Here is a 22,762-nt window from a genome sequence, read left to right on the forward strand (position 1 = left end):
GCTAATTGCCATCGGCGAGACGACCGAAAGTGCGCGCGACATTGTGGGGTCAGCGTGTCGGCGTGAAGACGCTGTTCATCAAGCCAGGCAGTCTGTGGGAAAATAGCCACACAGAAGTTTTGACGGCAAGCTGCTTGACGAACTGCTGGCGCGCGAGCAATTCGAAACGCTGCTCGAGGCGAAGGTCTTCATCCAGCGGTGGCGAAGGCGCTTCAACGCGATTCGGCCTCACAAATCGCTGGGCTATCGCGCTTCGGCGCCAGAAACGATCCAGCCTGCTGGCGTTAGGACAAGCTCAACCCTAACCTATTGATTGGTTCCCTACCCCGGGGGCAGGTCAACCAAACTTCCGATCTGAGGGGCGACTGTGATGGTGCATCAGCGAATTGGGCGAACTGTCGGCGCGGTGGTGATCACTCTGAGTTGGGCTGCTGTTGGTCGCGCTGTAAACAACTACATTTTTAACGCGCCTCCCTCGGCGATAGGGCAGTACAACTGGCTGGGCAACAGCAACTGGTACTTGGAAGCAGTTGGCGCCAGCGGTGTTCCAAATACGCTTCTCGAGTCGGCAGAGTTTCAACAGTATCCTGGCTCCCAGGTGAATGAATCCACAAGCGTCGGCCTCGGGGCGTCTTTTCCTCTTCACAGCATGAAGAGTAAGGCGCTATTCAACATCGGCGTATCAAGTAACACTCCCGACGTTACCCTAACCATCGACCCTGGGAACGCGGGCATTGTAGCCCTAGATGTTACGGCTTCGGAACTCAGTTTCAGAGCGACCAGCACGGATAATGCTGGCGATTTATCGGTTGTCGTCAACGGTCTCACAGAGATTGAAGGGCGAATGACCATCGGCAGCCGCACCGACTTCGCGGCGTTGGGAGTGACCGTTCTCGATGGCAGGTTGACAGTTGAAGACGGAACCTACGCTTCGACAACGCTCACGGCCGGGCATGGCAGCGGCGATCTAGGCGAGGTTTACGTGCTTCGTGGCGGCACGCTCAATCTTGCTGACGACCTCACGATCGGGCGCGCGGGCGAAAGTCGGCTTTCCATACAGTCAGAAGACGACCTGTTTGACGATAGCGTCGTCAACAGCGTCGACACATTTGTGGGATTACAGCCGGGTGCGGTGGGCGAAATCGAAGTTGGTCCGCAAGGTCGATGGTTCAATAGCGGCGACGTGTATCTTGGGGGCAGCGATCTCGCCAACGGCGGCGAAGGAACCCTGCGACTCAATGGAACTTACTTCGCCACGCAATACCCGGCCATGGCTGAAATCGGCGGCAACCTAGAGCTCCGTGACGGGCTGATCTCGCTTTTCACGGGCGCGGAGCTCACTGTTGGCGGGCAGCTTGAAACTCGCTCCGGCACGCAGCTTGTCATGCAGCATGACGCCGTCTTGCGAGTCAATGCGAATCTGCTCGACCTAGCGGGCGGGTCGTTCGATTGGATCGAGGGACAGATCCACTTCACCTCGAAATTCAACGTCGATAGCACCGTTTCACACGCGCCGTTGGGAAATGCGGTCACGCTCGACGCGGGCGAAGAGACTCCATTCTCAGAAACATGGGTACAGTCGATCGTCGTTGACGGTGAGCTTGGCGTAGGAACGGGGGCGGGCGGATCGCTGGAAGTCGCGGGCGGCTTTGCGAACAGCGTTTCGGGTCGCATCGGCGGGAACGGCGTCGCGTTACAACCATCGCGGGCGAAGGTCGATGGCGGAGAATCAATCTGGGCCATGTCGCAGGACTTGACCATCGGTACGCTTCCCGCCAATCCCGAGGCAAGGCTCGAAATCCTCAATTCCGGCACGGTTAGCATGCGGAACGCCTTCATCGGCATTTTGGGGTTGAAAGGGGACGTGACGATCAGCGGCGCGGGGTCCGCGCTCGCGAGTACCGACTCAGTCTATCTCGGCGGCAATGCGAGCCTAGGCGGAGGCCAGGGAACCCTCGCGCTGACCAACAACGGTACGCTCGCCGTCGGCAACAGTGCGAGCGATCAACTCGTTGTGTGGAATGGCTACGCGGTGACGATGAATCAGTCGGCGATCAATGCCCGCAACTTGGTCGTACGGGGCTCGATCGCGCCGGCGGCCGGCGCGTTCATTCCGGGGCACATCAGCGTAGCGGGTACGACGGACGTCGATGGCGGAACGCTGACGCTCTCGGCGCTGAGCTCCAACCTAGTGGCCAGTGGAAATGTGATCGTTCAAAACGGCGGGGCGCTCAACGCCTACATTCATGGCGGGATCGGGACGAATGTCGTCGTTGTTGGAATTGGTTCGACCTGGACCACGCCTAATGTCGTGGCATCCGTTCTCGGCTCTTCGACGACAGGGGTGGGGCGAATTCGCTCGCTCACGCTCAACGCTGGCGGTACGGCCAATCTGACGGCGGGCGTTTCTTTCGCGGCTGGGGCCAGCGATGGGTTGCAGATGGGAGGGGGGACGCTCAACGCCCCGACGTTCAATGCGGGGACGGTCGGCGTTTCGGGTCGGGGCACGATCAATGCCAGCTATTCTGGCAGCGGGCAGATCAGTCCCAACGGTGCGCTCACGATTGGCAATGCGGGCTCGCCAGTCGGTTTTGCCACAACAGGCTCGATCAGCGTCTTCGGCAATTCACTCACGTTGAATGACGCCGATGCCGTAGAACTTGGCCCGACAACGACGCTCGGCATTATTAGCACGGGCGGCGCGTTGATCGCCCCTAACGGCATCAATCTCGCTCTCGGCGAAACGATCTCGGGCTTCGGCTCGGTGCAGACCGACAATAACGCCGCCGACCGACTTCAGAACTTGGGCGCAATCAACGGTGCAAGTACCACCAACCGCATTACGCTCGCGGGCTACGTCACTGGCAACGGCAGCTTCACAAACGTCGAGTTCACCGGAACGCTGGAACCCAGCGGCGCCCTTCCCTCGATACGCACCGGCTTAGTGAGCGGCAGCAATTACAAGTTCACCAGCTCGAGCGAACTGCTGATGGACATTGGCGGGGCAAATCCCGGCTTCGGCTACGACATCATCTTCAGCACTGGCCAGTTCATTGCCGACGGCGCCTTAAAGGTATCGTTGATCAATGGTTTCACTCCAAGCATTGGGCAGACGTTTGATCTCCTTGATTTCGGCACATTGATTGGCACGTTCGATGCGCTGGTTCTGCCGTTGCTGAACCCGGGCTTGGGCTGGGATGTGTCGCAGCTCTACACGCAGGGCCGAATTACTGTCGCCGCTGAACTTCTCAAGGCCGATTTCGAACAAGACGGTGACGTAGACGCCAACGATCTCGCGCTGTGGCAGAACGGCTTTGGCATTCAAGTTAGCGCCGCCCATGATGAAGGCGACGCCGACGCGAACGGCGCCGTCAACGGAGCGGACTTTCTGATCTGGCAACGACAGTACACGGGGCCTTTGGCGATGGTGGCCGAAATAACTGTCGTGCCGGAACCGAGCGCATGGTGGCTTTCGGCTCTGTCGATGATTTTTCCCATTACAGGCCGTTACAAGCGCTGTGCACGCCCAAGCTTGCGATTATTAACACCCCGCACCTGCCGTCTACTGTAGCGCCTAGTTTGCTGCCTGAGTTGTTAGAAGGGTGTTGACCGAGCAGCGCTCGGCCAATTTGGCCCGACTGCATGAGCGCCTGTTTGCCTGAATCGGACTCGCCGCTTGGGACACCTGCGGAGTTTCCAAGCTCAAGGACATCACTCAAGTAGAAGATCCTTTTTAGGATTTTTTGGCGTTATCCGTTTCCGCTTGCTGTTTCTGCGCGCGGTTCCGAACGGCTTCAATGGATTGAAAACCGTTGCCGATAGCCTCGAAACGAACGACGTAGTTGCACCCCAATTCGACGCCGTGGAACCGCTGCGCATGGCGGGTTGACAGAAAGTCATAAGAACTCTTGCGGCCGATTGCCACGGGGCGAACGCTCCGGTTATTGTCGATCGACGGTGCGCCGTTCGCGCAGCAGCGAACAAGTCCGTCCCAACTCGGCAGCATGTACTGCAACGCTTGGCCGATGGGACTCTCGGGCAGCACGCTCCGCTCGATGGCTTGGAGCCACTGGCGAAACTCGGCGAGCAAGGGCAATGCATGTTGTTGTCGCAGGTCCGAACGCTGACCATGCCAGGCCATCGGCGGGGAGTCGCTGGATCTGCGTGCGTGAAAGGTTCAGCTCGTTAGCGGCGGCGCCGCGGTCCCCCGACCCTTCGAGCCCCTACGCGGCCGATTAAGGACCTGGTTTTGGAGGGCGCCTGCGACGTCTAGTTGCCCCGCTTCTTCGCGCGAGCAGGCGGCGTAAGAGAAACGTCGGCTGCAGGAATGAGTCTGACCGGCGCGTTGGCTCGACGGTAAGCGCAGTTAGTATATGATGCAGCATACGCCGGCGAGCCCCGCTTCGATCTAGACATCGACATAGACGATGCCGGGATTGCATCACGAGAAACGAATCCTGCGCGAGAAATTCTGTCAAACATTCGAGGGACAAGTCAAATGCGTTGGCAAGGCGGAAAGCAAAGCGAGAACTTGGAAGATCGTCGGCGGATGAGCCCTCGCACGGTGGCGATCAGCGGGTTTGGGATGTTGATCCTGCTGGTGATCGGCGCTTTAATGGGCGTCGACCCGCAGCGACTTCAGCAACTGATCGGCGACGCGCCGGGCGCTGCGCCGGGCGGCGGCGGCGGCGGGCCGGCCGTTGAGAGAGAGCTGACTGCCGAAGAGATGCGCAGCCGTGATTTCATCGCCACGATTCTCGCCTACACCGAGGAAGTCTGGGGGGACCAGTTCCGTCGCGCAGGCGAGACCTACGCCCCGCCAAAATTGGTCCTTTTCGCTGATGCCGTGCAGACTGGTTGCGGAAACGCCCCGTCCGCGGTGGGTCCCTTCTATTGCCCGGTCGACAAGACCGTATACCTCGACCCGACTTTTTTTGACGAACTCGAACAGAAAATGGGGGGCTCGAAGGCCGAGTTCTCTCAGGCTTACGTCATCGCCCATGAGATCGGCCACCATGTGCAGAACCTGCTCGGCTACAGCGCGCTGGTCGACCAGAAGCGCCGGACATCGTCCAGGGAGGAGTTCAATCGCTGGTCAGTGCGACTGGAGCTTCAGGCTGATTACCTGGCGGGCGTTTGGGCCCATTACGGCCAACAGAAATTTGCTTTCATCGAGCCGGGCGACGTGGCAGCAGCCATGCAGTCGGCCAAGGCGATCGGTGACGACCGCATCCAGAAGAATTCACGCGGGTTCACTTCTCCTGAGAGTTACACGCACGGCACCTCGACGCAGCGCACCAAATGGTTCCGTCTCGGCTTGCAATCCGGCGACCTTAGCAGCATGAAGGAACTTTTTGAAATGCCCTATGAACAATTGTGAATTCCTTCGGCAGTATTCTCGTTCCCTGACCCTACAAAGAGAAAATGGTTATGTTCGGTCATCGGCGGAAACTCGGTCACCTCGTGGTCCTGTTGCTGTTTTTGATGGCAGGACTGACGCCAATTCCATCCTATGCTCAGCAACGCGAGTGGTTGTCGAAGGCCGACGCCCCGCTGATGGTCGACGGGGTCGTCCGTCAGGTGTTCCGCAGCACCGTTCAGGGACGTGAAGAGTATCTGCTGCAGATTGACGTGCAGCAGTCTGAGGGCCGCAAGTTGGCGCCGGAAGGCTCGCGTGTTCGATTTCCTGGTCCGGGCGATTCGGTCTATGTTCATGTTTCCCCGCGACAGGATCAGGCAGGGCGCGAGCTCATCAGGGGTGACCGCAAGGACATACCGGACGAGAAGTCGCAAGTCCGTGCGTATTTGACCCCGCGGGAACAGGGGGGCTGGGAGGGAGTAGTTCCTGGCTGGTACGAAGTCGTTGGTAACGGCGCCGCCGGAGCCGGCCCCGATAACCAGGAGCGGGACATCGCGCGGGGTTCACGATCGGGCGAGTCTCGTCTGGGGATGACGACCGAGGCGCTCAAGGTTGAGAATCGGATTGCATTGCGCGTCACGAGCGTCGAACGGAGTGGGGCGGCACAGAAGTGCGGCCTGGAAGTCGGCGACATTATCGCTGGCGCCGAAGAGTCCCCAATCACGGATGCCGCACAACTCGAAGCCTTGGCCGCCAAAGGCAAGAAGTTCTCCTTGATCGTGGTCGACGTCAACACGGGCAGGGGTGCGCGAGTCGAAATCGATCCCACCGAGCAGCCGGCGACCGATGATGCGGCCGGGGCGCAGGCGACGCAACCCCCGAAGGCATCGCTTGGCATCTCAGCAGAACCTGTGTCTCTCGGCACGCGGAGTGCGATGAGAGTCACCCACGTCGACCCAGCCGGACTTGCGGCGAAAGCGGGGCTTGAGCAAGGCGACATCGTGGTTGCCGCCAATGGAGCACCGATAACAGGTCCGGAACAACTCTTAGGAGCGCTACGCAAGAGCGGGCAAACGCTCAAACTTACCGTTCGCGATTCGCGCACGGGTCGTGACACGGAAGTTGACGTCAAGCTGGGCGATACAAAACCCGTCAACCCGTTGCCAGCCAACGTGGAGTCCCCCAGTTTCGGGTCGCCCGGCAAACTGGGGGCCGTGACCGAACTCGCCTTTCACGACGACGATTTTGCAGTGAAAGTCACCGAGATCGAGACCGGCAGCCCCGCGGCCCAGGCGGGGTTACGCCCGGGAGTCATGATACTGGCCGCTAACGGGAAACCGGTGCTGCATCCGAACGAACTTAACGACGCGGTTCGCAAGTGCGCCGGCATCCTAAAGCTGAGCGTTCTCGACCCGACGTCTGGCAAGAAAAGGGACATAGACGTTAATATAGGTAGGTGAGAACTCAGCGTGTCATCGTCCTTCGCATGAATCGACTAACGACTGAGCTATTGCAACTTCACTTCAAAGGCGTCTTGTTTCCGCACCGGAGGTCCGGCGCGTGATCGAACGCATCGTCTGCCGCACAACGCCTGGACCAGCGCTAATACTCCAGTGGTCACCCCGGCGACGACAACACCAATTCCTCGCCGGCAGTTGTCACTACCGCGCACATAAGCACGACCCTACCGCTATCAAAGTCCAACTGTATTACTAGTCGTCGTCATCCTCACCAACAGCAGAAATCGCCCATTCGGGGTATGGCGCCCGGCTGCCGCGCATCGCACGCCACAAAATCCGGTTGAGCACATCCTCAGGCGCCTTATCGACCTCGCGAAAATTCAATGACGCCGAAACCACGGCGTCTTCTCGCAGCACTGGGTCTTCAATCGCACCTACGGCCGGATTCATCTGGTCCAGCGCAATCAAAGTCGGCGCCGATTGATAGGGCGTGAAATCGGCTTTATCGACGAAGCAATCAGACATCGGCGACGCGCTCGCATCAAACTGGTTCATCGGCCGCATGCCAAGAATCTGCTCGATCGTTCGCAGAATGCTCGTGGTGTTGTACTGGGTACTGATCACTGCGCCACGCTTAGCATAGGGGCTCGCGCAGAAGGCGATGGTGCGATACCCGCTCACATGATCCCAACCGGCTTGCGGATCGTCCTCGATGGCAAAAATCGCCATCTGCGGCCAAAACCGCGAGCGGCTTAGACCCTCGACAATCCGCCCAAAGGCCAAATCGTTGTCTGCGATGCAAGCCGCCGGAGTAGGACTTCTAGCATCCGTGCCGCTCGTATGATCCTGCGGCAGGCAAATGATCGTTAGATGGGGAAACTCTCCCTTCTTCTCGAACTCGGCTAGCTCTTTCAGTACAAAGTCGGCGCGGAATTGATCCGGCACCGACATGTTCCAACCGACGTAGTTGGTCGGCGAGATCGGCCGCAGGCTCTCGACGCTAGGCCAGCACTCGAACACCACGTCGTCCGTGCCATTCTTCCACGCCTGGTAACATGCGGTGAAGTCGGGCTCCCCTTTCTTGTCTTGATCGCGCCATCGGACGGACGGGCCCATAAACTCGCCGTAGTTCCGCACCGTCTTGCCGTGCTTGAGGGCGTTGTCCCAAATGAAACCAGTTGGGGCGTAAGCGAGTGCGTCGTTTTCATCGACGCCCATGCCGTCGGGGTAACTACGCGGAAAGCCCGCGAAGCTTTTTTCCATGTAGTCGGTCGAGTACGCCGTCGTGCTCCATTGATGCCCGTCGGCGCTGAGGATGCCGGAGCAGTAGGTGTTGTCCAGCAGCACAAATTCCTCGGCGATCTTGTGGTGATTCGGCGTAATCCCGCGGCCGAAAACGCACAGCGACGGATCCCCATTGCCGCGCCCGAATGCGCCGAACACCTGATCGAAGGTGCGATTTTCCTTGATAATGTATACGACGTGCTTAATGTGACTCGGCTCGCCGATACGTTCTGGAATAGCACGCGGCGGCTGATCGGGTCGCGGCGGCGACAACGCCGCGGCAATTCGGGGCGCCCGCAGATTCGCCGCGACCCGTTCCGAAAGACCTGGCAAGTCTTCATCTTTAGGAATCGACGCGAGCGTGAGCGAGCCAAAATAGTTGTGCGTGTTAAACCCGCGCTGCCCCTCGTCGTCCACCCGCGGCGTCTTCGGAAAGCCTTTGATATTGGCAGCCACAATTGCTCCCCGCGTCTCGTCGACGAGCACCGCCCCGGGGTACCACCCGACTGGAATCATCCCCAGCAGCCGAGTTTCCTCAGGCTCGTCGGCGTCGAACTCGAACACGGCGATGGCGTTCTGCGACCCATTGGCCACATACAGCAGCTTGCCGCCCGCGTCGAAGTCCGCAGCGTTGGGCGCCGCCCCTAGCAGGTCGGCCGCGTTGGGCTTGGCCCAGATCGTGGCGACGATATCATCGCTACGCACGTCGATGACGCTTAAGTGATCGCTCGCGGCGTTACAGCAGACCACAAACGGGTGCTTAGGCGAAGCAGCCAACCCGCTAGCGTGGAGTCCGGTCAGCAGTTCCTTCAGCACCTTGCCGGCCTTGAGATCGATGACGCTGACCGATCCTTCGTTGGCAATGTGCCGTACCGGGTCGACGCGAACGAGCGTCCCTCGACCGGCCGGCCCCGTGAGATCCCCCGGCCCAGGACGCCGGCCGCCCCAGTTGCTCACGTAGGCTTTGTCACCGACCAGCACGACTTCGTATGGCGCCACGCCAACGTCAAAGGTTCGCACTAGCTCGCCGGTCGCCGTGTCGAGCTCAAGCAGGCGATTGGAAAGATTGCCGCAGACGTAAAGTCGCCTGCCATCCGCCGACGCCGCCAAGCCGCTGGGAATTTCGGCATCGCGGCGCGGCGCATCGGCATCCGGCAGCCGCCACGACTTTATCGGTTTAACCTCGCCCGTGGGCATCACTTCAAAAACTTTGATCGAGCCATCGACGTTGCTCATGTACAGCCGATCTCCCGCCGGCGAGAAAATCAGCCCCGTGAAGCTCAACTGCCCTTCGTCGTCGGGATGCAGCAACTGCTCAGACACCGGGGCCTCGGGCGCTTCCGCCGTACTTTCGGCTGGTAGCGGTACACGCTGGCGAATCGTGCAGGCGTCGGGATCGACCACGACGAGCTCACTGGTCTTGCCGGCGGTAACCAGCAACTTGCCGTCGGGCGACAACGCCAGTGCCTGCGGACGCATTCCCGGCAAATCAAGCTGCGTTCCGTAGGGCGTGACCACCTGATTTACAGGGGTAACGACGCGGCCATCGTCGTAGTATCCCACGCGCTCTTTATCGGAAGCGGTTTGAACTAACGTTTGGCCGCAGCTATGCTCGGCGACCTGAAATATCAGGGTCAACGCAAGGATTGAAAACCAATGTAGCGGCAGAGCCGCAGCGTGATGAAATGAGTGGCAGCTGCACGAAAATTGCATGGGGACGCCGCTCCTAAGCTTGACTTTACGAGTTGATCAATTGAGTGATTATTTCACCCCTCTTCCCCAAACGCCATTAGGGCGCTCAAAGTATTGACCGTTCGTTAACGAATCCCATATGCCGCGATCATCCCGGAGGTCGGACCTAGACCAAGGGGGCTACTCCGTTTCTTGTAATGGTACGCGGTCCTGCCGTTACGCAATTTTGTCTTTGGGGGAATGCTTAGAGGCATTCGTTCGGTCGCCGAGTCGAGACGTCGACGGCGTCGCAACTGGAATAGTCGCCGACGCACTGTAAGATGGCCGGTCTCAAGGGCAGGATTGAATTTGATCCGCGACAAAGCCAAAACGAGATTCGAACACCCGACCTACGCGCTTCGCTCAGATTCCACATGGACGCTGTCCAATGGCAGTCCCCAGGCTCGTACCTGGTGCTCGGCTCCACAGGTGGCATCGGCGCGATTTTATCTCGACGGCTGGCGTCGTGCGGCGCGCGATTGATGCTTGCTGGCCGTGACGTTGAGAAGCTGCAAATGCGGGTCAACGAACTTCACGCACGGGCATCCCCGCTCGATGCTACGCGTTTTGCGGAAGTGGACTCCGGCGTCGGACAATCAGTTGAACCATATGGTCGACTGTCGCGGCGAACTTAACTACAGCGTTCGCGGTCGTGGGGGCCGCCGCCAAAGCCATGCTGCCTGCGGCGGCTCCATTGTTCTCGTATCATCGGCCACGGCCCGCACGGTATCCGAGTCAACTGCTTAGCGCCCGGCTTCGTCGGCACGACCATGACCGTTCGTCTAACGGGCAACGACGCGTCATTGAAGGCATCGACCGTCATGCGCGCTTGAGGGACAATTGGGGAATCGGAAGACGTCGCTGCAGCAATTGAGTGGCTACTCAGTGCTGAGCGGCGTTGGGTAACTGGCCAGGTGCTAAGAATCGATGGCGGGTTGGGCTCGGTCCGTATACCTTGAACCGCGGGGCGCCTTATGTACGCTGCGTCGGAACGACTGATACGCTGCCCGAGGCGGGCGTTAGTGATCGAGTCCAGAGAGTGCACCGAGACCGGCGTTCGCGCACACATCGTTTGAGGATAGAAAAAAATGACGCATGACGTGGTGATTGTCGGCGGCGGCTTGGCCGGCCTCTGTTGCGCTCTCCAGCTCAAACAGCGTGGCGTTAGCTTTCTACTGGTGGAGGCATCCGACGGTATCGGAGGCCGCATCCGTACGGATCTCGTTGCTGGATTTCGTTTAGATCGCGGCTTTCAGGTCTTTCTGACGAGCTATCCAGAGGCGAAGCAGCGACTTGACTATGAGGCTCTTCAACTCAGGCCGTTCCTCCCCGGCGCCTTAGTGCGGCACGGAGAAAAATTCCATCTACTGACTGATCCGTGGCGAAGGCCATTTGCCGCGATGCGGTCCTTGGCCTCGCCCATCGGTTCATTCGCCGACAAGTGGTGTGTGGCTCGGCTGCGCTCCCGGTCGCTGCATGGCAGCGACGAAGATCAATTCCGCGATCCCGAACTCACAACCCTCCAATCGCTGCAAGACGCCGGCTTCTCGAACTCGATGATCGATCGATTCTTCCGGCCCTTTCTGGGCGGCGTCTTTCTGGATCCTGACTTGCGCACCTCCAGCCGAATGTTGCACTTCACCTTCCGCATGTTCTCGCTCGGCAGCGCTTGCTTGCCTGCCGACGGCATGGAAGCTATTCCCCGGCAACTGGCCTCAGCGTTGCCGCCGTCCGCCATACGGCTTAACGCCCGTGTGGTGCGCGTTCAAGCCGGCGCGGTGAGCCTGGAATCGGGCGAGCAACTGAACGCCCGGGCGGTCGTCGTGGCGGTGGACGGCGCCGCGGCCGCACGGCTCCTTGGCGATGCGATTTCTTCCGCTGGGCAAGGCGTCACCTGCCTGTACTTCGCCGCGCGGCGTCCACCGGTCGAGCAACCGATCTTGGTGCTCAACGGGGAACGACGGGGCCCGATCAATAACCTCTGCGTACCCACGCTCGTCGCTCCTTCCTATGGCCCGGGCGACGCAAGCCTGGTCTCCGCAACGGTGCTCGGAATCACCGAAAATGCAGAGCGACTTCTCGCGGAGGTGCGCCAACAGCTCGGTGACTGGTTCGGGCCTGTCGCTCGGGACTGGCATCACCTGCGAAGTTATTGCATTCCTTACGCGCTGCCACAACAATTCCCGCCTGCGCTCGATGTGCCGCAACGGCCGGTTCGCTGGCAGCCAGGAGTCTACGTCTGTGGAGATCATCGAGACAATGCCTCGATTCAAGGGGCGATGGTCTCGGGCCGACGGGCGGCGAACGCCGTGCTAGAAGACCTCTTCTGAGCGAGTCACTCCCCCGTATTTTACTTCTATCTCATTTTGCGGCCACCCTGTTCATGCTGGGAGTTCGTTGGTTTGTCCAGGTAGTCTACTACCCGCTCTTAACTTAGACAGGATTCGCTGATTTTTCGTGCCTACGAGCAGCGGCACGCGGCACTAGCAACGTGGATCGTTGCCCCGCCGATGCTGCGGGAAGTGATGACCGCCTTGTTCTTATTCTGGTTCAAGCCTACGGGGGTCTCGCCTCGGCGACTAACCTCGGACTCGCTCTCTTGGCCGTCATCTGGCTATCGACCACACGAGTCCAATCGCCGTGCCACATCGTGTTATCCTAGGGCTTCGATTCGGTCGTGCATCGGCGAATCGTGAGGAGGAACTGGATTCGGACGGCGGCCTGGAGTCTGAACAGACTGCTAGTTTTCTGGATGGCAAGCAACTCGCGATTCGATCCTGCCTTGCCCTGCAGCGTGCGGTCGAGGTCTCGATCGCACCGTTGTAAAGGTTCGGCGTTGAGCGCCTCCAGCGACTCAACGCACGGCGCCGGGACGAGGAAGTTGCGTCGGGTGCCCAACTTGGTGGGCCCCAATTCAATGCTGATGTCCACCTGATCGCACTAATTAAGCTCTCGGGCCAGCGGGCGACTAACTTACCGATTGCTTAGCGAGCGTGAGCCGGCCATTTAGCACGTCAGAATCGTTTCGTGTACCTCGATTGTCCGCTCCATTGCGAAATGCTCAGCATCCGTTCTCACCGCAAGGTAGCCGATAATCCGCCTTTGCTATGGGACCGGCGGAAATTTCGGCCATTCCAGCCGTGATAATGATGTTCCATGCTCGCACCGCCACAGACAATCTTGCAGCGAGACGGCTGACGACGCCACGCAGACGAAAGGGGGTAGGCCCAACGGCTGAAAGTGAGGTTGCTAATGACCACGCTGATCCTGGGGCACCGTTGCGCGATCGCTCCGTGCTTCTTTGCCTGGATCGTCGCCAGCGCCGCACTGCACGCTGCCCTGCTCTGGTATGCCAATGGAACCGGCGGATTTAACCCGAATTTCCCCGATTTTTATCAGCATCAGAATTGGGTGAAGGGTGCGCCGGCCAGCAACAATTGGCAGCGCACCGGCGGTTGGTGCTTTCAGATCGCCTACGCCGATGTCTTCTACGACCTGATCAAGCAGGGATATCTCGACCTGCTGCCCGCCGACGTCACCCTGCCGGCGAAATAGTTCGACACCGCGTACAAGCCTGCTGGGCAGCGCCGACGGATGACGCCGAGGATGGCGAGAGGGCGTCAGCTCACATGTATAGGCTAAGGACCTATTTCCTGAGCGGCATCTGCGCCGCAGTGCCACGCAGTTGCCCCACCGGCCGTCGAAAGTCACCTTCGGCGCTAGTCGGCATTCGACGATCGCGCGCTAGCGGAATCACGTCGGTCGCCAACCCGAGTCGCTCTAGAAGTCTAATGAAGTAATAATTGAGATCGAACTCCCACCACCGGGTTTGTAGCGATGCCGCGGCTTGGTCCCCGTGGTGATTGTTGTGCCAACCCTCGCCGCCGGTAATCAACGCCACGAACCAATTGTTGCGGCTGTGATCATCCGTCTTGAAATTGCGATAGCCGAAGATGTGCGAGAGCGAGTTGACGCTCCAGGTGATGTGCCACACGTACACCGTGCGCGCGAGCACGCCCCAGACGACCAAGCTCAGCGCCATCTGCAGAGCCGCGGCGTTATCCTGTAGAACCCCGTAAGCAATTCCCCAGCTGGCGACAAAATAGATGGCGGCGTGGGCCAGATAGATCCAACCAAACGCGAGCCAATTCCGCTCCAGGTACATGTAGAACGGATCTTGGAGGATGTCGCGGGAGTACTTCTCGTAGAATGATAGCGGCGTCTGGCTTCGATTCTTGACGCAAAGCCAACCGATATGCGCCCAGAGGAAGTTTACCAGCGGCGTGTGCGGGTCATCCTGTTCATCGGAGTGACTATGGTGCTTGCGATGCCAGGCCACCCATTTGGCGGGCGTCTCTTGCGCGCTGCATAGCGCGAGTACGACGAAGAAGTGCTCCAACCACTTCGGCGTCTTGAAGCTTCGATGGGTCAGTTGCCGGTGGTAACACACAGGAATTCCAATCTGACCGAAGATGACGACGCCCAGCCAGAACGCGATGACGCCCGACCAACTGAAAAAGTAGGGAACGAACGCAAGCGCCGCCAGCAGGTGCATGACCGCGAACGACAGGACGTAGTTCCACTGGATGACATTTGCGTTGACTCGCAGCGGTAACGCCAACGCGCCCGATGACTTTTGGAGGGGTTGGTCGACTCGCATATATTGAACGCTGTTGCTGAAATTGGTCGTCAGAGTCCACGTCCGACTATCCTATCTCTGCTGCGTTACGTTCCGATGCAAAAAAATCGATATTAAAGGGACATAAACGAAAAAGGGAAGACGCATGGAAAACTGCGCAACTACCGCAGGATGTAGTGGCTCGGTAGCGGGCGGGCGTCGACCTCTTGCGGCACCGGAAGTTCGATCTACACCGCTGGCGGCTCACCGAGAAGGTTGACGTGTCGGCGGACGTCCGACCCTTAGTTGGCACGGGCGTCAGCTACGAAGGAGTCTTCGTGTCGCGTTTCGCGGCGTTCAACGTCGGTGCATTGCCCCAGCTCTCCTCGGCGAGGTTGGAGTTACCCGCAGCGGGCGCAGGAAACCCAATCGAGGCCGTTGAAGTTATCTCGCTAGAATTCGCCGCCATCCTTCAACGGCTTGCGATTCGCGCTACTTTCAACTGTCGGTCGCGCATGACGCACCGTCCATCTCCAAACGCCCTTTCAACCGTGAAGGCAAAGACACATGGCGAAAAAGAAAGCTGCGAAAAGGCGATCGGCCGCGTCGAAGGAGTTGGCCATGAACGCGAACGAGAACCTGCCCGAAGTCTCGAAGCGAACGGCTGGAGGCGTCAGTGGAGCCGTCGGCGGCAGCATGATTGCGGGCCCAGTGGGGTGCCTTCGTCGGCGGCATTGCCGGCGCACTCATCGGCAACGCCTCGGCGAAGGGGAACGCGGCCGATCAAGCGCGCTGCGGCGGCCGTTCAAGAAGCGGCCGCCACGGAGCATCTAGCGAACGCCGTTGCCGCGACCAAGACCGCCGCGGTGAAGGCGGCGTCCTCGGCGACTAAGCTTGTCGGTGGCAAGACGGCAGCGTCGAAGAAGGGGGCGAAGCGAACGAAAAAAGTAAAAGCCGTGCCGAAAAAGGCGACTGCGAAAAAAGTGGCGAAGAAGTCGACGGTCGGCAACAGATCGAAAAAGGCTGCACTGTCGAGGCCTGCTAAAAAGATCTCGAAGAAGTCGCGTTAGGCGTCACCTGGGCATACGCCAACCAGTTTCAAGGCGTTCGGTTACTCGGCCTAGTTGTCGATAGGTCACAGGAGCTCGTCAGTTAATGGCTGGGCTGGGAGCCGCCCCCTGTTTTGTGGTGAAGTTCGTCGATCCCCATGGACGCATCGGCCGTGCTCAGACCAGGAGCAACCTCGTCGTTCGCCTCCTAGTTGACGAAAGATCGACATGTCGAGTCGATTTTAACTGGCCCGCCACGTGCTGGCGAGAATCCTGATGGCGGTCTACGGCGACTGCACATCGGGCTTCGTCGTTTCGGCGAACGCTTCCTGCAGGCGCTGCGTATCGGCTTCACTCCACGACTCAGGCTGCGTTACCTCAATCCACGAATTAATGTAGCTCGCCGGGGAGTAGTTGTGACCGTAACCGGCCGGAACGCTGGTGGCCATGGACAGGTCAAAGGCGATTTGCAGGAACGTAACGAGCGGATACCAGCGCAAGTACGGCGAAACATCGGGCCCACGCTCGCCGACAAGCCAATCAGGTTTGGAGTAGAGCAGGTCGGGCGAGAAGAAAGTCATCGGATCGCTGGCATGCTGGATGTAGACGAATCGCATGGGGCCCCAGCGCTCGCCGAATTTGCCCAACGAGTTGTCCAGTCCCGTGAAGCGGAGCATGGAGCCGTCGCGAAATCTGGGCAGCCACATCGGCGAGTCAGGGTTTCGGTAGCGGGTGACCTTGCCCCAGGCGGCGCTCGGAAATGGCGGGCCGCTCCAGACGCCGCCCTGAATCGGGTCTTCGAACACGGTGAACAGGTCGGCGCTGGCCGCGGAGCCGAGCGCGCCCAGGCTCAATCCATAGACATACAGCTTCGGACGGCTCTCCTTGGCAAGCGTTTTCCAGTAGTCGTACACCTCGTTGAACAGCGCCGTGGCGGAATCCTGCGAGCGCGTGGGATCGACGAGAATGGTGATCCAGCTCGGTAGATAGGAGTACTGCGCGCTGACGATAGCCGTATCGCCCGCGTGGAGGTACTCGATCGGGTTGACGGCGGCGGGATCGAGCCAGCCGGTGCCAGTGGGGGTGGCAATGATGAGGACCTTTCGCTCGAAGGCGCCGATGCGGCGCAGCTCTTGGAGTGCGAGCTTGGCACGTTCTTCGGAAGTCTCTCGCGAGGCGAGGCCGACGTAAACGCGCAACGGCCGCGTGGCCGGCTTGTTCCAGAACGCGCCGATTTCATCCTGGGTTGGGCCGGCAGCGATAAACTGCTTGCCGCGGCGACCGATCGTGTCCCAGGCAATGAGCGACTCGCTGCTGCCGGCGGCAACGGCTTCTTTAGGCTGCTCGATCCCTTCCTCAATGAGCATGTCCATTTCGAGAAAAACGGCGTCAGCGGCGTCGAGCGCCAGTCGAGCAAACACGTCGTTGACCAGCAGCATCAGCCCCAGCGCCACGAGCAGAGCACTGACTACGACGGAAATGCGACGCGGAATCACCGCGCTGATCTTGCGGTCGACGAACCTCCAGAGGCCGCGCACAGCGCGCGCGAATGCAATGATTGCGACGCCCACCAGCAGCGCTATGGCGGCGACGCGCCAAGGATAGCCGGTCTCCACAGGCGGCATCTCCATGAGCTGCCGAATCGAGTTTTGCCAGACGACGTCGCGCCACAGAAACAGTAGCACGACCGCGGCGACGACCGCGGTCGTGATCCGCTTGCTCCACTGCTGGATGTGATCGGGCGGCTTCGGAATTTCGAGAAACAACCAGGCAACGACAAAGAACACGCCGAGGCCGTAGCCGACGGCCAGTGCCAATCCCGACAGCGCCCCTTGCACGACGAAGGGTCGTGGCAACAGCGACGGTGTGAGAGACGCGGCGAAAAAAAGCGTCGCCGACGCCAAGCCGACGAAGGAGAATGAGGCCCAGAGGCGTCTCCCTAGCTGCTTCACGTTCTGGGAGATTCTGGTCATGCGATTTACCGTGCGTCGAGGCCGGCGCTGCGCCGCGTGCGCACCTCAAGGTGGAGGAACGCACGGGCCGATGCGATATGCGCTGGGACAGCGGCCAAGGCGAGTCTTTGCAAGATCATAACGTCGCCGCCCGAGTATCGCAGAATGGCATTCTTGCAGGAAATCCATGGGGCGGGAAGCGCGTCGAAAAACCACGTAACGAGCCATCAACCGATCAAACCGGTGATGCCTTTGAATAGAAACCACGCACCAAAAATCAGCGACGTGACAATCACGATCCGTCGATTGTGCCGTTCGAGCCAAGCCTGTGCTGCCTTCAATGGTTTGGCGCTCTGGTGCGGCGCTGCTGCGTAAACGAGGATAGGCGTCATTGCCAGCGTCTGAGTTGCAAGTACGTAGAATAGATACACACCGACATTGGCCTTTCCACCTGATCCGGCTTCGCCAATGACGCTGATGGCTGACAGCGTAAAGACCCACTGCTTGACGGCAATCGTAACAAAGAGTGCGCCTGGGATGCCCCCATTTTTAGTACCACAGGTTATGAGAGCACGGGTTGGGTAATAGGTAAGCCTTCCGTAGGAGGTCGGTTGTGTTGCTGGAGCGCAGGCGCAGCCGAAGCGGAAGCAGCACAACCGGCGGCGAATTCGGCGGGGGTGCGATAACCAAGAGCACTATGTGGCCGATGGTGGTTGTAATCGCTTCGCCAATTCGCCGCGAGCGACTGGGCCGCCGTCACGCTCTCGAACACCTCGGCGTCGAGCAGTTCGCTCCGCAGGCGGCTGTGGAAGCTCTCGGCATAGCCGTTCTGCCACGGCGAACCTGGCTCGATGTAGAGCGTCTCGACGCCTGCCGCAGCCAGGAACTGGCGAATCGCTCGGGCAATGAACTCCGGTCCGTTGTCGCTGCGGAGGCAGGTCGGCACGCCGCGAATCACGAATAAGTCGCGCAGCACGTCCAGCGCGTCGTCAGCGGTCATGCTTCGATTCACCTCCAGCGCCAGGCATTCTCGCGTATATTCGTCGACAATCGACAGCCACTTGATCGCGTGGCCGCTCTCCGTGCGATCGAAGACGAAGTCCCAGGCCCACACATGGTCCTGGCACTCGGCCCGACGCCGCACGCAGCCGCCGGCGGCCGTGCCCAACCGCCGCTTCTTTCGCTGTTTCTTCGGCACTTGCAAGCCCTCTTGTCGCCAGAGACGATGCACCCGTTTGCGATTCACGCTCCAGCCCTCCCGCCTCAGCAGCGCCGTGATGAAGCGATAGCCGTAGCGCGGATGCTCACGCACCAACTCTAGCACTCGACCCAGTAATCGCTGTTCTTCTTCATCCGCGCGCGGAGCATAGCGCTGCGTACTCCGCGGTTGCTCCAACGTCTGGCAGGCCCGACGCTCGCTCACCCCCAGGCTCGATTGCACCTGAGCAACCGCCCTTCGGCGACGCGCCGGGCTCAGTAGTTTCCCCGAAGGGCTTCCTTCAGGATCGCCTTGTCGAGTTCCGCCTCGGCCAGCAGCTTCTTCAGCCGCTTGTTCTCCTCATCAAGTTCCTTCAGACGCTTGGCTTCTTCACTCTTCATCCCGCCGTACTGATGCCGCCAACGACTGAGCGTCTGCTCGCTGATCTCCAGCGACTGACAGACCTGGCCGACCGTCTTGCCGCCGGCGATCATCGCATCCGCCTCACGCAGCTTCTTGACGATCTGCTCCGGACTGTGCTTCTTGCCTTTCATCGAGAGTCTCCTTGCCCGCAAGGGCGCTAGGAACTCTCATAACACATGGATCAGCTTTTGGGGAGCAGGCCACGCCTGCGCCGACGGCCTTGAGCGCCGAGAGCCCTACAATCGTGCTAATCCACTGCGGCGGCGGAGCGTCGGGATCGTCCGGCTCTTGCCGTTGCATGAAGGCCGTGACCAACAACAGGATACCGGTGATCAGCAGCAGCGTGGAGACGATGATTTTCGGGTCGGCTTCGGAACTCGCTTGGCAAGCTACGCCGAACACAAGTCCAAACAGAATTCCCTGCAGCAAACGCACCGTGACGCCGCCGGCCACGAAAGCAATGGCATTGAGCAGCCCTCCCTTGCTTTGCAATAAGAATAGCACCGCGATGGAATACAGCGGGACCACCGCGGCGCCCACGATCAAAGGAAGCAGTTCGACGATCACGTCACGCATTGTGTACTCGTCAGCCTCTCAGTCACTTATGTTTATTGAGAAGCCGGCGAACCCAGTGGCGGTCTTGAGGTTTTTGCAGCGAGCTCGTCAACTCGGCGAGTCCGGGCAACGTGACGAAATCGCGAGATTGGCGATTCGGCGTGCAATGTTGACTGTGTTCTTGTTGCCGGAAACATGGCGGGTGACATAGGCGCCCTCCATTATCAGGCACAATTCCTGAGCTAGCGAGCGAGGCTCATCAGCACCCGCTTCCACAGCGATCGCATATAGGATGTCCTCAATAGCTTGCTTGCTTTGCGAAGCTGCCACGTGGGCGGGTTCGTGCGGGAGCGGAAACTCCATGGCCACGTTGACGAAAATGCATCCCTGGAAATCGTCTGATTCGATGATATGTTCCACGACATCGAGCACCGCGTGCAACTGGCCGACCGCGGTTAGGCCGCCGCGCTCCTGAATCATGTTGCGAAACGTGTCTTGCAGCCAACAGTTCTGCAATTCCAAAGCGGCGAGCATCAGGTCTTCTTTGCTTTCAAAATGCTTGTAGAACGCCGTCTTGCTGATTCCTACGTCCGCCAGGACTTGATCGATTCCCACGCTGCGAAATCCGTCGCGGTAGAAGCGGCGAACTGCCGATTCTACGAGGCGCTGGCGAGTGGAAGTAGTCATGGCGCACGCGGGTAGTTTGAAAGTCGACGCTGACTACGAGTCAACCAGTCAGTGTACCACAAGTAAACTTTGCCGGTCTTCCGTGGAGACGAAAATCATGTCGTGCAACGAGACAAATGGCGACTCGTCCATTGCCTTTCGCATCGCTTTCCTGGTTTGACAAAGACCTGAAATAAAACGGCGGCTTTTCTTTCTCTATGGCGTGGCGTGTCACGCCCTGTTCTTCGGGGCATTTGCCTACATGACTGGCTTCGTCGGCAATCTTCTGGCGCCAAAGACGATCGACACGACCATGGAAGGAGCAGCGGGACTTGCAATCGCAATTCATCTGCTGCTGCTCGGTTTGTCTTCCGCGCAGCACTCGATCATCGCCCGGTCGGCGTTCCAACGCATCTGGACCCGCGTCATGCCGGAGCCGATCGAACGCAGTACCTACCTATTGGCTGCCTGCGTGGCAACGCTCGTATCGATGTGACAATGGCGTGGAATCGAGATGGTTGTCTGGAATGTACAACACGCTGCGTTTCGCGCGATCCTGTGGCGCCTGTTTGCGATCGGCGTTCTTTTGGCGCCTTTCGTAAGCGTGTTGATCGACCACTTCGACCTGTTCGGCACGCGCCAAGTCTGGCTGCACCCGAGTCGTTAGCAACGCGAGGCGCCCGTCGACTGGGGGCCGCCCATGAACGCTGAACTCGCCATCGTCTTGGGAGGACTCGCCGCTGCGATCGCGATGTTCGCGATCAACCAGCCGCGAATCGGTGCAACTTCTTATTGTGATAGTTGCTTACACTTTGCATCAGGGTGATAATACGGTCGCGATGCGTCGTACGCGAACCGCCACGAACGGTCGCACTTTTATCTAAAAGGGCGCGGAATGAATGAGTTTGAGAACGCCTCCAAGTCGCTCAGTCAGCGGATGCTAGACGTCGTCGAGGTGGTTGGCAACAAAGTCCCGCACCCGGTGGTCATTTTTCTGATCCTGATTGCGATCGTCCTGTTGCTGTCGCACGTTCTGTTTCTCACCGGCGCGAGCGTCACCTACCAGGTGATCAATCCCGACACGCACGAAGTCGAAACCGCGACGACCACTGCGCGCAGCCTGCTCACAGCCAGCGGCATTCGCGATATGTACACCGGGCTGGTGCCCAACTTCATGGGCTTCACGGCGATCGGCCTTTTGATCGTGGCGATGGTCGGCGTCGGAGTGGCCGAGGAAGCCGGGCTGATCAATTCGCTGATTCGCAAGCTGGTGGCGGTTTCGCCCGGTTGGGCGATGACCTACATCCTGGCTTTTGTGGGCATTCTTTCGAGCATCGCGGCGGATGCGGGCTACGTGGTGTTGATCCCGCTCGCCGGGGCGGCGTTTATGAGTCTCGGCCGCAATCCGCTCGCTGGACTCGCGCTTGGATTTGCCGCAGTCGGCGGGGCGTTCAACGTGAACTTGCTGATCAAGCCGCTCGACGCGGTGCTTACTGAAATCACCAATGACGCGATTCACATGGTCGATCCCTCGATTTCGATCAGCCTGACTGGTGGGCTGTGGTTTTCGGTCGCGTCGGTGCTTTTGCTTACGGTCGTGATTGCACTGGTTACCGAGCGAGTCATCGAACCGCGACTGGGCAAATATGAACCCGCCTCGCCAGGCGATGTTGGCGAGACGACGGACGCGATGCTTTCGGCCAAGGAGCTGCGCGGCCTGCGTTATGCACTGGTGGCTCTCGTGGGCGTGCTGTTGGCGTTTGGATTGCTGACGATTCCTGCCGCGGCGCCGCTGCGGAATCCGGAAACCGGCGCTCTCATCGGCAACTCGCCCTTCATGAACGCGCTGATCGTGCCGATCATGTTTCTTTTCCTGGCGACCGGAGTCGCTTATGGACTCGGCGCCGGCACGATGCGTACCGCAGGAGAGGTCATCGGGGCGATGACGAAGGCGGTCTCCAGCCTAGGCGGCACGATCCTGCTGTTCCTCGTGATCAGTCAGTTCATCGCGTATTTCAACTACAGCAACATTCCCACGCTCGCCGCCGTCAAGATGGCGGACTCGCTGAAGGCGGCGAACATCGGGCCGCTTTGGCTGCTGCTCGGGTTCATCCTGGTGGTCACGGCGCTGAATTTCATCTTTACTCCAGCGATTGCCAAGTGGGCCATTTTCGCTCCGGTGTTTGTGCCGCTGTTCATCACGCTGGGCGTCGACCCGGCGGCGATTCTCTCCGCCTACCGCGTCGGCGATTCTCCCACCAATGCTCTGACGCCACTCAATGCGTACTTCGCACTGGTGGTTGGGTTCGCACAGGTTTATGACAAGAAGGCGGGCATCGGCACCGTCGTCGCCTTGTTGCTTCCGTATTCGATCTGGATGACGGTTACTTGGATGGCGCTGTTTGCCGGCTGGTATCTCCTGGGCTTGCCGTGGGGGATATAGCTGTCGACTCATGAGGATTTGACG

17 protein-coding genes and 1 pseudogene are annotated in these 22,762 nt (G+C 59.6%); 10 read left to right on the forward strand and 8 right to left on the reverse strand.

Going from position 1 to position 22,762, the window contains the following annotated elements; translation table 11 throughout:
• Window positions 1–44 precede the first annotated feature (44 nt).
• Window positions 45–313 (forward strand): annotated as a pseudogene (locus tag I41_RS23515) (integrase core domain-containing protein); the annotation flags it as partial.
• Between the two features lie 531 nt (window positions 314–844).
• The gene (locus tag I41_RS23520) at window positions 845–3,571 is read left to right on the forward strand and encodes a beta strand repeat-containing protein (RefSeq protein WP_145435444.1); all 2,727 of its coding nucleotides are present in this window, start codon (window positions 845–847) and stop codon (window positions 3,569–3,571) included.
• 162 nt (window positions 3,572–3,733) lie between these two features.
• Here the strand turns inward: I41_RS23520 and I41_RS23525 are convergent, their stop codons facing one another.
• On the reverse strand, window positions 3,734–4,141 hold the full coding sequence (locus I41_RS23525; protein ID WP_145435446.1) for an IS66 family transposase: 408 nt from the start codon (window positions 4,139–4,141) through the stop codon (window positions 3,734–3,736).
• A 357-nt stretch (window positions 4,142–4,498) separates the two neighbouring features.
• Between I41_RS23525 and ypfJ the strand changes: the two genes are divergently transcribed.
• Entirely contained in the window at window positions 4,499–5,380 is an 882-nt protein-coding gene (ypfJ, locus tag I41_RS23530) for a KPN_02809 family neutral zinc metallopeptidase (protein WP_145435448.1), read from the forward strand.
• Window positions 5,381–5,424: 44 nt separating this feature from the next.
• Complete coding sequence (locus I41_RS23535; protein ID WP_145435450.1) at window positions 5,425–6,819, forward strand: PDZ domain-containing protein; 1,395 nt, start codon at window positions 5,425–5,427, stop codon at window positions 6,817–6,819.
• A gap of 252 nt (window positions 6,820–7,071) precedes the next feature.
• On the opposite strand, the gene I41_RS23540 is transcribed toward I41_RS23535, so the two are convergent.
• Complete coding sequence (locus I41_RS23540; RefSeq protein WP_210421053.1) at window positions 7,072–9,666, reverse strand: bifunctional YncE family protein/alkaline phosphatase family protein; 2,595 nt, start codon at window positions 9,664–9,666, stop codon at window positions 7,072–7,074.
• Between the two features lie 542 nt (window positions 9,667–10,208).
• Between I41_RS23540 and I41_RS28710 the strand changes: the two genes are divergently transcribed.
• The 4 genes from I41_RS28710 (at window position 10,209) to I41_RS23560 (ending at window position 13,389) form a co-directional block, all read left to right on the forward strand.
• Window positions 10,209–10,469: an SDR family NAD(P)-dependent oxidoreductase gene (locus I41_RS28710; protein WP_391524848.1), complete on the forward strand. Its 261-nt coding sequence runs from the start codon at window positions 10,209–10,211 to the stop codon at window positions 10,467–10,469.
• Between the two features lie 204 nt (window positions 10,470–10,673).
• Window positions 10,674–10,793, forward strand: a complete 120-nt coding sequence (locus I41_RS28715; protein ID WP_145436484.1) for an SDR family oxidoreductase — start codon at window positions 10,674–10,676, stop codon at window positions 10,791–10,793.
• Between the two features lie 129 nt (window positions 10,794–10,922).
• Window positions 10,923–12,164 (forward strand): NAD(P)/FAD-dependent oxidoreductase, encoded by a 1,242-nt coding sequence (locus I41_RS23555; protein WP_145435456.1) that lies wholly within the window; start codon window positions 10,923–10,925, stop codon window positions 12,162–12,164.
• A gap of 922 nt (window positions 12,165–13,086) precedes the next feature.
• Window positions 13,087–13,389, forward strand: a complete 303-nt coding sequence (locus I41_RS23560; protein ID WP_145435458.1) for a hypothetical protein — start codon at window positions 13,087–13,089, stop codon at window positions 13,387–13,389.
• Between the two features lie 91 nt (window positions 13,390–13,480).
• Here I41_RS23560 and I41_RS23565 read toward each other — a convergent pair whose 3' ends face one another.
• The 6 genes from I41_RS23565 to I41_RS23595 all read right to left on the reverse strand — a co-directional run bounded on the left by I41_RS23565 (window position 13,481) and on the right by I41_RS23595 (window position 20,316).
• Window positions 13,481–14,494, reverse strand: a complete 1,014-nt coding sequence (locus I41_RS23565) for an acyl-CoA desaturase (protein ID WP_145435460.1) — start codon at window positions 14,492–14,494, stop codon at window positions 13,481–13,483.
• 1,291 nt (window positions 14,495–15,785) lie between these two features.
• Window positions 15,786–17,474, reverse strand: a complete 1,689-nt coding sequence (locus I41_RS23575; protein ID WP_145435463.1) for an alpha/beta hydrolase — start codon at window positions 17,472–17,474, stop codon at window positions 15,786–15,788.
• A gap of 206 nt (window positions 17,475–17,680) precedes the next feature.
• Entirely contained in the window at window positions 17,681–18,109 is a 429-nt protein-coding gene (locus I41_RS23580; RefSeq protein WP_168207112.1) for a GAP family protein, read from the reverse strand.
• Window positions 18,016–19,205 (reverse strand): IS3 family transposase gene (locus I41_RS23585; RefSeq protein WP_391524812.1). Its coding sequence is split into 2 segments (ribosomal slippage): window positions 18,016–18,944 and window positions 18,944–19,205, totalling 1,191 coding nucleotides; the frame shifts between segments, so codons are not numbered across the junction. The genes I41_RS23580 and I41_RS23585 overlap by 94 nt, the downstream gene beginning before the upstream one ends.
• Window positions 19,156–19,650, reverse strand: a complete 495-nt coding sequence (locus tag I41_RS23590) for a GAP family protein (RefSeq protein WP_145435470.1) — start codon at window positions 19,648–19,650, stop codon at window positions 19,156–19,158. The genes I41_RS23585 and I41_RS23590 overlap by 50 nt, the downstream gene beginning before the upstream one ends.
• Window positions 19,651–19,737: 87 nt before the next feature.
• Window positions 19,738–20,316 (reverse strand): TetR/AcrR family transcriptional regulator, encoded by a 579-nt coding sequence (locus I41_RS23595; RefSeq protein ID WP_145435472.1) that lies wholly within the window; start codon window positions 20,314–20,316, stop codon window positions 19,738–19,740.
• A 241-nt stretch (window positions 20,317–20,557) separates the two neighbouring features.
• On the opposite strand from I41_RS23595, the gene I41_RS23600 reads away from it, so the two are divergent.
• Entirely contained in the window at window positions 20,558–20,791 is a 234-nt protein-coding gene (locus I41_RS23600; RefSeq protein ID WP_145435474.1) for a hypothetical protein, read from the forward strand.
• Window positions 20,792–21,190: 399 nt separating this feature from the next.
• Window positions 21,191–22,738 carry an AbgT family transporter gene (locus I41_RS23605; protein WP_145435476.1) on the forward strand — a complete coding sequence of 516 codons (1,548 nt, stop codon included), beginning with the start codon at window positions 21,191–21,193 and terminating at the stop codon, window positions 22,736–22,738.
• Window positions 22,739–22,762: the final 24 nt, after the last annotated feature.

Source organism: Lacipirellula limnantheis, from assembly GCF_007746075.1.
GTDB classification, from domain to species: Bacteria; Planctomycetota; Planctomycetia; order Pirellulales; family Lacipirellulaceae; genus Lacipirellula; species Lacipirellula limnantheis.